Source organism: Streptomyces sp. NPDC060027 (genome assembly GCF_042737005.1).
Classification (GTDB): Bacteria; Actinomycetota; Actinomycetes; order Streptomycetales; family Streptomycetaceae; genus Streptomyces.
In genome coordinates, this window is sequence record NZ_JBHWVI010000286.1 from 1 (window position 1) to 9,503 (window position 9,503).

The window sequence follows — 9,503 nt, forward strand, 5'->3', positions numbered from 1 at the left end:
GGATTACAGGGTTGAACGTTCAACCCTGTAATCCCTGTCTTTGCCCTGCGCTTATCCCTGTCGGTGTTTTCGCAGGTCAGCGATTTACCCTGTAATCCCTGTCGCGTCGGGGTCTCCGAGTAGCAACCGGCATACCGGCAGTCACGGAACGTGTCTGCGTGGGCGTCGAGGACGCGCCGCGGGAAACAGCCCAGGCGCTCGTTCGAGAGGCTTCTGTCGGTCGCCCCGTACAGCCCTGGGACCTCGGTCTCTCACGTCGTTCGCGAGCGTCACGGATGGGCCCCGGTGCCCGCCTGGTAGGAAGCAAAGAAATTGGTTTCCCGTCCCACGGGAAGTGCGGCGGTCCGGGCCGTTCCGGCCTTGTGACCAGGACCAATATCAGGGCATCAAGGGCCACCGGAGGTAACCATGATGCCCAGTGAACAGTGGATCGAAGTCCTCTCTCGCGTTGAAGAGCTGAGCCGCCGAGTCCATGACCTGGAAGTGAGAACCGCCGCCCTCGAGCGGGGCACCGCGCGAACAGAGCAGCGTTCAGAGAGCGACCCGAGCCCGGTTCACCGGCCGATACGAGACGTCGCATGAGGCCCGAGAGCGTAGCTGGACAGCCTGTCCGGCCTGCCACGCGTCCGGCAGAGCCTGGCACCTGTGCGGCGGCCGAGTACGGCGACGTACGTGTGATCAAAGAGCAGGGGAGGACAAAGGGGGTTCCCCTTGCGGAGAACCCCGGCAGGCCGGGTGAGAAACACACGCACGGCACGGGGAGGCGCGGCCGGTGACCTGGGTTACGAAGATCACGGAGGACGTGCAGGTCGAGTACCGGCTCAAGCAGCAGACCGGATGCGACGTGGTCGAGTCCGACGGCGTCGTCTTGGACGATGACGAGGACCAGGCTGTCGACTACCGACTGCGACCCGAGAGCGGATCCGCTCTGGTCTGGATGGGCAGCGGCCTGGAGGTCGTTGGGCTCATCGAGGGAGCCGAGCTCGACGAGGAGGACAAGCAGGCCGCCCGACTCCTGATGGCCGGCTGCCATCCCGAGACCGGCGCCCGCCTGATCAAGTCCCGCACTTCGGTGCGCGCACACGAAAAGGCTCAGCTGACCACCGCCCGGCTTGTCGAGGCCATCGAAAAGGCTGCCGAGGAAAAGGGCGTTGAGCCGGGCGAACTGTTAGAGGGGAAGCCGAAGCAGAAGCGCGTATTCGAGCAGCAGCAGCGCAACGTTCATCACTTCGGTGACATGCACCGGATGCAGGTGACCACCCTTCACAAACTCGCGCGTGCCGCCGGGATTTCCCTGGACGACGTCTATGGCGAAACGGAACTCGCCACGGCACGGGAGAACAAAGACCTCCGTGTCGACGACCGTGTCCGGGGCTGGGACGTGGTCCTCGACCTCCCCAAGTCCGACAGCGTGCTGCAGGCACTGATGGGCCTGCTCCCGGCGGAGAAGCTGCGCGAGCTGGTCCACCAGGCCAAGGACGACACCTTCCGGCAGATGGAGCGGTGGGCCGGGTACGCGGTCGGCAGCAAGGACGGCGAACCGGTGCGGCTGGCCACCGGGGGACTGCTCGCCTGGAGTGTCGAGCACCAGAGCGCCCGCCCGATCCGGGCCGGGGAGCCCGGCGACCCGCACCTGCACCTGCACGTCACCGTCGTGAACATGGCGCTGTGCGAGGACGGCGAGTGGCGGTCGATCGCCAACAGCGGGCAGGATCTGCACCGCCACGCCTCGGCCGTGGATGCCTACTTCAAGGCCCGTGTCCGCGCGCTCATGTACGAGCACTTCGGGGTACGGCGCGTGCGCAACGAACGCACCGGCGCCTGGGAGATCGTCGGCATCCCCGAGCAGGTGCGCGACCACTTCTCCCGCCGGGCCGCGCTCGTCGACGAGAAGGCCGGCGCCGACGCCAGCCGCCAGGAGAAGCAGGCCGTCTCCATGGCGACCAAACGCGACAAGCTCGACGTCGACGCGGCCACGATGCGCGAGAGCTGGAGGCAGCGGGCAGAACAGGTCGCCGACGACGTCGACGCGATGGTGGCCGCGGCCGCCCCTGGTCCGCTAGGCCCGCCCGGCTCGGACGGCGGCACCGGTGTCGACGGGCCCGGCGCCAGCCCGCGCATCCCGCCGCCCGGCGACATCGCGGCCGTCGTGTTCGACCCCAAGGAGGGGCTGACCGCGAACGACAAGACGTTCAGCCGCGCGCAGCTCCTGGCGGCCGTGGCGAACGCGCTGGAGTTCGGGATCGACGCGGACCCGGACAGCCTGGAGCGGCTGTGCGACGACGTCCTGGCGGCCGAGGGCTACGCGGTGCGCGTGCCCACCATCGGCTCCACCGTCATGTCGTCCATCGACCGCTACACCACCCAGGACATCCTCGACGCCGAGGAGAGCGTCCGCACGCAGGCGCTGGAGCGGTTCGACAGCGGCTCCGTGCAGCTCACCGGCGACCAGGCCGCGGCCGCCATCGACGTCTTCGAAGTCGCCGCTGGGTTCGAGCTGTCCGAGGAACAGTCCGCCGCCGTGGCCCGGGTGCTAACCGCCGGGCACGGCATCGACGCCATCGTCGGCGTCGCGGGCGCGGGCAAGTCGACGCTGATGGAGGCGTGCCGGATCGGCTGGGACGCCACCGGCACCACGTACGCCGGCGCGACCCTCGCCGCGGTCGCCGCGAAGAACCTGACCGACGCTTCCGGTATCCCCACCCGGACCGTGGCCGCCTGGCTCGGCGAGATCGAGAACGGCAACGGGCTGCGCGGCATCGACGTCCTGGTCGTGGACGAGGCGACGATGGTCGACGACCGCGCGGCGGCCGCGCTGATGACCGAGGCCGCGCGCACCGGCACGAAGGTCGTCGGCATCGGCGACCACCTGCAGCTGCAGGCGATCGGCCCCGGCGGCTGGTTCCGCGAGGCCCACCGCCTGGTCCACGGACTCACCCTCACCGAGAACCGCCGCCAGGAGGACGCCGCCGAACGGGCCGCACTGGACGTCTGGCGCACCGGAGAACACGAACTGGCGCTGCAGATGCTCGCCGAGGGCGGGCGCGTACACCCCGCCGAGACCGCCCAGGAGGCCCGCTCCCAGATCCTCATGGCATGGGACGAACTGCGCCTTCAGCAGTGGGCCGACCCGCACGACTTCATCGCCAGCATGGTGGTGCTCGCCGCCCGCAACAGCGACGTCGACGCGCTCAACCTCGGCGCGCAGGCGATCCGCCGCGAGGCCGGCGAACTCGGCGACGAGCACGCCTACGCCCTGCCCGGCGGCGACACCCTCACCCTCGCCGTGGGCGACATCGTCCGCGTACGGGAGAACGACTACCGCAGCCGCCGCGGCGAGGGCCCGGACATGCTCAACGGCTACCGGGCCGTCGTCACGGCGCTGGACGACAACCACCGTGTCGAGATCACCTGGCGGGTCAGGGACGCCAAGGCCTCCGACGGCTACCGCCACGAGTCCGGCTGGGTGACACCGCAGAAGGTCGCCGGCGGCGCGCTGTCCCTCGGCTACGCGATGACGATCGCCGCGAGCCAGGGCCTGACGTGCAACACCTCGCTCATGTACGGGCACGGCGCGAACGCGTTCGCCACGTACCCCGGCATCACCCGGGCCCGGCACCAGAACCACCTGTGGCTGCCGCTGGCCGTCCTCGAGGACGAGAAGACCCGGACCCGACTCGGGGAGTCCCGCACCGAGAAGGAACGCCTGGAACGCGCCATCGACGCCTTCGCCCGCTTCCTGGGACAGTCCCGGCCCGACGGCATGGTCTCCGACCTTCTGCAGGAACCCCCGGCCCCCGCGCCGCTTCCCCGGCAGCGCGACCTGTCCGCCGAGGAGGCCCGCGCCGACGCCGACCGCAGGCTCCGGCAGACCCGCATGGCGCGACACGGGCGGGCCAAGTCGGTGTCCCTCTCCCACCGCCAGGCGCAGAGCGAAGCCCAGCGCGAGGAGCAGTCCCGGCGCTCCGAGGAGAAGGCCAAGCAGCTGCTCGCCCGCATCAAGGCTGGCGTCGAGGAACGCACGGTTCCGTCCTGGACGAAGCGCATCTACGGCACCGCCTCCCCCCAGGAGCTGAACCGGCTGATCGCCGAGGGCGACCGCTTCGCCGCCGACGCCGAGGCCACCGCCGCCGAGGCGGAGACCAAGGCCCGGGAACTCGCCGCGCGCCTCGACCAGGAGAAGGCCACCGGACAGCCCACTCGTGGGCAGCAGTTCGCCACCGAGGCCGGGGAGGTCCTCGACCAGGCGGACGTCCATGTCGCCACCGCACGGGAGCACCTGCAGACCGCGTTCGCCGCAGCCAGCCACGTCGACGACCGCGCCCGGCAGTTGGTCAAGGTCGCCGAGAGCGAGGGCAAGGGCCGTATCGCGCTGCGTCTGGCGGGGACGTCTCTGAAGGAGTACCGCGAGCTGACCGGGCGCCTGTCCGGAGAGCGCGCCGCGTACCTCCAGATGGAGGCTGACGCGAAGCAGGACGCCCGGCAGGCACTGCGGGAGGCATGGGAGCAGGTGCAGCAGAGCCGGTTCGCCGAGAGCTTCGGTGTGGCGAGCACGCCGGTGCCGCCCGCCAGCGTGGAGAAGGTCGCCGAGCGGCTCGTGGAGATGCGCTCCGTCGCCGAACGGCGCGGCCACAGCATGGACAAGCGGGACCGTGACGACGTCGGCCGGGCCACCCAGAAGGCGGGCGAGTTCCGGGAGTACGCCGCCCGCAACCGCAGCCAGGCCGCCGACGCCCGCGCCGAGAAGGCCCTGCGCGTCACGATCGCCGAGAAGTTCCCGCAGCTATACGACCGGGAGGTCACAGCACGCTGGGCCCACCAGCAGGCCCAGCAGGCGAAGCAGGCCGCCACCGTGCACCCGCAGCCGGACCAGTCCAGGGGGCGGGGCATGAGGTAGCCCCGACTTGCTCTACAACTTGCCGTACAAGTGGCCCTGCAAGTTGCCCTACAACTTGCCTCCAGGAGGCGGCCGACGGTGACGGTGCGGGCGTCTGACCTGGAATTCAAGGGGTCGCCTCCCGAGCTCCGGCACGCCGACTACTTCCCTGTGGCACCCCTCGGCGCGGGGACGCGAGCCGACCTCTGAACCGTAGGAATTCCTACGGCTCGTCATGACGGTCCCTCGCGGGCCACCGCCTGGTGGTGGAGGAGAGCAGGTTGCCGGTGGCCGCTTCTCGCAGGCCATGCCGGAAGCGGGTCCACCGTGCGGGCGGCGCCCCGACGCCGGAAGTGAAGGAGAAGAGAGGTATCGAGTCGCGGGCACCCGCAGGGGTGGGTTGGCCGTCAGCTTTGATGGTCTCCCCGGGAGACGGCTGTCCTCCAGCGTCGCGGGCGAGCCGGCGGTTCAAGTGCGGGGCGCAGTGCCTCGTGGAAGGCATCCAGGGACCTGGTGACCCGATCCCCGTCGTCGTAGTGGTCGGTGACCGACGTGAAGACTTCTTCGACCGCTGCGGCCAGCCCCGGCTCCTGGCGCCTCATCAGTGGTGCGACGGCCGTCCCGAGTCGGCTGAGGGGCGCCGCCAGTGCTGCCGCCGACGTCGCGCTCACCTGGTCCCACTGACCGATCACGCGGGCAAGCTCCCCGTAGCCTGCCCAGACGGCTGAGGATCCCCGCTCCCTGAACCCGGCATAGGCCGCGCCACCCCCGAGGACTCCTCGCAGAAGGACGATCCCTCTGGCCCTCCATCCGCCGTACAGGTGGTCATGGGTGTTGCCCGCTACTTTCACCGCCAGCACTGCGGCAACCAGTTCGTTCGCCTGCGCTTCCAACGCGGCCCGGTCCGAAGCCGCTTCCTTGCGGGCCTCGGTCCGGCTGTTCCGTCTGTCGTTCTCCCACGCCCCCAGGAAGAGGAGGACCACAGCACCCGCAGCGCTGGCCGCCGTGTTGAGCAGATCACTATCCATGACCTCCGGGACATCCCAGTGGGCCCACCGGTTCCGCCCGCGTCCCTCGTGCACTCGTGCGAGTCTCCGCACTCTGTGCAAGGAGTCGAGCGGGCGGAAACGGCCTCTGTTCAGAACCGCGTCAGGACGCAGCCCGCAGAACGCTCGGCACGTCGGCCGGGTCGGCTAGGAGCACGACCAGGGCCCGGGTGCCGATCTATGTGGTGCTCCGGAGGAACTTCACGACTCCCATGCCAATGCTGAACGCCCCAACGGTGGCAGCGGCACCGGCAACTGATGCCGCGTACGGCGTGAGGTGGCCCACAGTCCCAGCGAAGATGCCCACGGCGAAGCCGCAATTAGTGGCAATCAGGGCAAGGAGCGTGACGAGGATCGCCTTCGAAAGGGTCACCGAGGACTGGAGAGGCTGAGTAGGGTCCATTACGTGGTCCTGTCTCTTCAAGGGAACACTGGGCCCGCAGGGGGGTCCGCCGGAAGACCGTGGAAAGTTGTCCGGCGGACCCTACGGGGCTGGACAGAATCCTTCTCCACGCATGTCCAAAAAGCCCAATGCAACTGGGGTTTTGTGGGCTTACTCACCACTCACCCGTTAGTGTCAAGTCGAGCAAACCCCCTGCTCAGCAGGCTAATTGAGCGGCAAAAAATCTTCAGGACGTAGACGCTCTTCCTGCAACGTGCGGAGCGCGCCCAGGCGTTCAGTTCCCTGTCTCCTGCGCCGTCGACCGCTCCAGTCCTGATGTGATGTCAGGTTCGACGGACCGGGTCGTCTCAGTCGGCTCCGGGATGAGCCAAAGCGGGACGCAGTCCAATCAAGCGAGGGGGCGGAAACGGTCGTTCGCGGCTCTGATCTACCGGAGGGCGCCGCAACTGCAAGTCTTCGGGCCTTGTCTTCATCCTCATGACAGTCATGCGACGGCCGCGATCAGCCTAGGACGACCGGGAGTTACGACTGTGGAAGGTCGGCTGGGCCCTGACAGTCACCTTCGCTGCTGCGCTCCTGACAGCGGGCAGTGTCTTCTACAGCCTGGTCGTCCTGCTGAACATCCAGGAGGTCGACAGCACCTCGAAGCTCGACGCGAAGACGTTGTTCGATCTGGTGAAGCTCTCCTTCGGGGTGGTCGCCGGGGCTGGCGCGCTCGTCGCCTTGGTGGTCGCCTACTGCCGCCAACGCGTGGACGAGGCCGGTGCCCACCGCGATGGCACCCGGCTCCACACCGAGCGGTTCTCCCAGGCTGTCGACAAACTCGGCTCGGACTCCCCGGCCGTTCGGCTCGGCGGCGTCCACGCTTTGGCCGGCCTCGCCGACGACGCCCCCGACGACGGCTTGCGCCAGACGTGCATCGACGTCCTGTGCGCCTACCTCCAGCTCCCGTTCACCCCCGACCCTGGCGATGATCCTGCCCACCAGGAGTAACACCACCGATACCTGGCCTTCCGCAAGGTCCGGCACACCATCCTGCGCCTCATCGGCGACCACTACCGACGCCCCCAGGGAACCCAGCGCTCCTGGCAGGGCTACGACCTCGACCTCACCGGCGTCACCATCGACGCCGACATGGACTTCGGCGGTGCGACGTTCTCCGGCGGCACGGTGTCCTTCGGCGGCGCGGCGTTCTCCGGCCGCATCGTGTCCTTCGACTGCGCGGTGTTCTCTGGCGGCACGGCGTACTTCGGCGGCGCGGTGTTCTCCGGCGGCACGGTGTCCTTCGGCAGCGTGGAGTTCTCCGGCGGGACGGTGTCCTTCGACGCGGCGGCGTTCTCCGACGGCACGGCGTACTTCGGCAGGGCGGCGTTCTCCGGCGGCACGGTGTTCTTCGGCAGGGCGAGTGGTCCAGCTCCCGATGGGCTTCTCGTTGCCGTCGGCGCTCCTTCTCCTGCGACGGTCACCCTGCCCTTGACTTGGCTACCCCCAAAAACGTAGCACCAGGGGAGGCGTAATCGGTGGTCCTCCACACCTGCGAGGGGTCTGGAAGATCCCTACCCATAGGGATTCACGAGAGGGTGCCCCCGGAGTTTTGGAGAATCATGCTTCAGAATCCATACGAGTAGGGATTCTCCGTGGTTGCAGGGTAGATATCCCTACGCGTAGGGATTATTTCAACCTGGGTGGGGGTTAACTGTCATCGCTGAGACACGGCTTAACGGAATTGGGCTGCATCAGCGCTGCTGGGCTCTCCCGGGGGTGGTTCCCCGGGAGCCTGGCGTTGAACTTCGCGAGGCCCCGCCCTACGGGGTGGGGCTCCTTGCGTTCAGGGGAGCGTGCCGCTGAGCGGAGCGAGTCCGACAAGTTGCTTCGCGGAGCCGCATGGTGAATACGCGTAAGGTAGTCGGCCTCCTGAACTCCTGTCTGCGGTGGCTGAGTTATCGACCGCCTTCGCTCATGCCGTAAGATTCTTCGCTAAGTCGATAGTGGACCTTTTCGAGGTCCTCTCTCGTTGATGCACCCAATTCCGTGTACGCGGCAGGGGTTTCGGACTAACCACCCGATGCCCTCCGCGATCAAAGACCTGTCTCAGAAGTGGATGGTGTCGCGTTGGACGCGAACCTCACGATCCTGCTTATTTTCCTCGCGGTGCTGGCCGCGGCCTGCTATGCGATCCGTCGCCTGTCCAACACGCCGGCGCGGGTCGTCGCCGTGCTCGTGGCACTGGCGACACTGGTGGGCGCGCTCAACCCGATGGTGTCCCTGCTCAGCGAGCCGCAGCGCACGCCCGCCGAGACCGTGGCCCCTGCCATGCCGACCGTCTCGTCGGCATCTGCCTCTGGGCAGCCGAAAGTGCCGTCATCGGTGCCTACGGCCGTATCGACGTCGACCGGTCGGTGATGGCGGTGGCGATCGAAGAGCCCGAACAGCCCGGCCGTCGGGTGGTGTATGCCCCGACCCGTCGTGGCGTACGTCTGGCGGTCCTCTCCTCCGCAGAGGCTGTCTTCGGAGGGCAGGACCTGTCGCAAGACATCATCCGTGAGATCGCGTTCCGGGCCAGGTTGATCACCAACAGGCGAGGCGACGTGTGTTTCGGCAGTGACATGGGGCGCTTGTTCCTCCTGGAGCGCGGGTGCGTACGAGAGGACTTCCCGGACGGTATGGCGCGACTCTGGGGGCCAGGCGCGCTGATCGGTGACTGGACCGGTGCAAAGGACTCCCAGACGCGGGTAACGGTTCTGTCGGACGACAGCGCCGCGCTGGTAATCGCTCCTGTGGACATCGCCCAGCTCACCGCAGTACACGGCCCGGGTCTCGCCTACGCCCTCGGACGCATGAGCATGCGCCGCCTGCACGCCGCGGAGACGGTGTACGGAGCGAACAGGCTGCCCCCCCTGTCACGGGTCGCCAAGCTCCTGTTGTTCCTCGCGAACCACTTCGGCTACTACGACACGCGCCGCCGTGACGGACAGCGCGTCACAACGATCGCCACGCAGGGCTCAGTCGAAGGGCCGTCGCAGGCGGACTTCGCCGACGCCCTCGGGATCAGCCGGGCGTCGGTGGAAAATGCCATCGCCGCTCTGCGTGACCGCGGGGTGTTGCAGAAGCGGCGCCCAGAAGAACGCCGTACCAACCGGCGATACGTGATCATGGACCGCGAGGAGCTTGCCCAAGT

General features: G+C 68.2%; 6 protein-coding genes. 5 read left to right on the top strand and 1 reads right to left on the bottom strand.

Features of this window, described 5'->3' with window-relative positions; all coding sequences use genetic code 11:
* The first annotated feature begins 772 nt into the window (after positions 1–772).
* Positions 773–4,897 (top strand): MobF family relaxase, encoded by a 4,125-nt coding sequence (mobF, locus tag ACFWBT_RS38805; protein ID WP_385708292.1) that lies wholly within the window; start codon positions 773–775, stop codon positions 4,895–4,897.
* A gap of 386 nt (positions 4,898–5,283) precedes the next feature.
* On the opposite strand, the gene ACFWBT_RS38810 is transcribed toward mobF, so the two are convergent.
* Positions 5,284–5,958 carry a hypothetical protein gene (locus tag ACFWBT_RS38810; protein ID WP_385708295.1) on the bottom strand — a complete coding sequence of 225 codons (675 nt, stop codon included), beginning with the start codon at positions 5,956–5,958 and terminating at the stop codon, positions 5,284–5,286.
* Positions 5,959–6,988: 1,030 nt separating this feature from the next.
* Here ACFWBT_RS38810 and ACFWBT_RS38815 point away from each other — a divergent pair.
* The 4 genes from ACFWBT_RS38815 to ACFWBT_RS38830 form a co-directional block, all read left to right on the top strand.
* A complete protein-coding gene (locus ACFWBT_RS38815) occupies positions 6,989–7,318 on the top strand; it encodes a hypothetical protein (RefSeq protein ID WP_385708298.1) in 330 nt (109 codons plus the stop codon).
* A 141-nt stretch (positions 7,319–7,459) separates the two neighbouring features.
* On the top strand, positions 7,460–7,825 hold the full coding sequence (locus ACFWBT_RS38820) for a hypothetical protein (RefSeq protein WP_385708300.1): 366 nt from the start codon (positions 7,460–7,462) through the stop codon (positions 7,823–7,825).
* A gap of 612 nt (positions 7,826–8,437) precedes the next feature.
* A complete protein-coding gene (locus ACFWBT_RS38825; RefSeq protein ID WP_385708303.1) occupies positions 8,438–8,728 on the top strand; it encodes a hypothetical protein in 291 nt (96 codons plus the stop codon).
* 5 nt (positions 8,729–8,733) lie between these two features.
* The coding region (locus ACFWBT_RS38830) for a Crp/Fnr family transcriptional regulator (protein ID WP_385708306.1) at positions 8,734–9,503 on the top strand (770 nt) is incomplete at its 3' end.

Bases quoted from the DNA above. Each gene is read 5' to 3' on its own strand.
- ACFWBT_RS38820 (WP_385708300.1), top strand. From the start codon at position 7,460: ATGGACTTCGGCGGTGCGACGTTCTCCGGCGGCACGGTGTCCTTCGGC.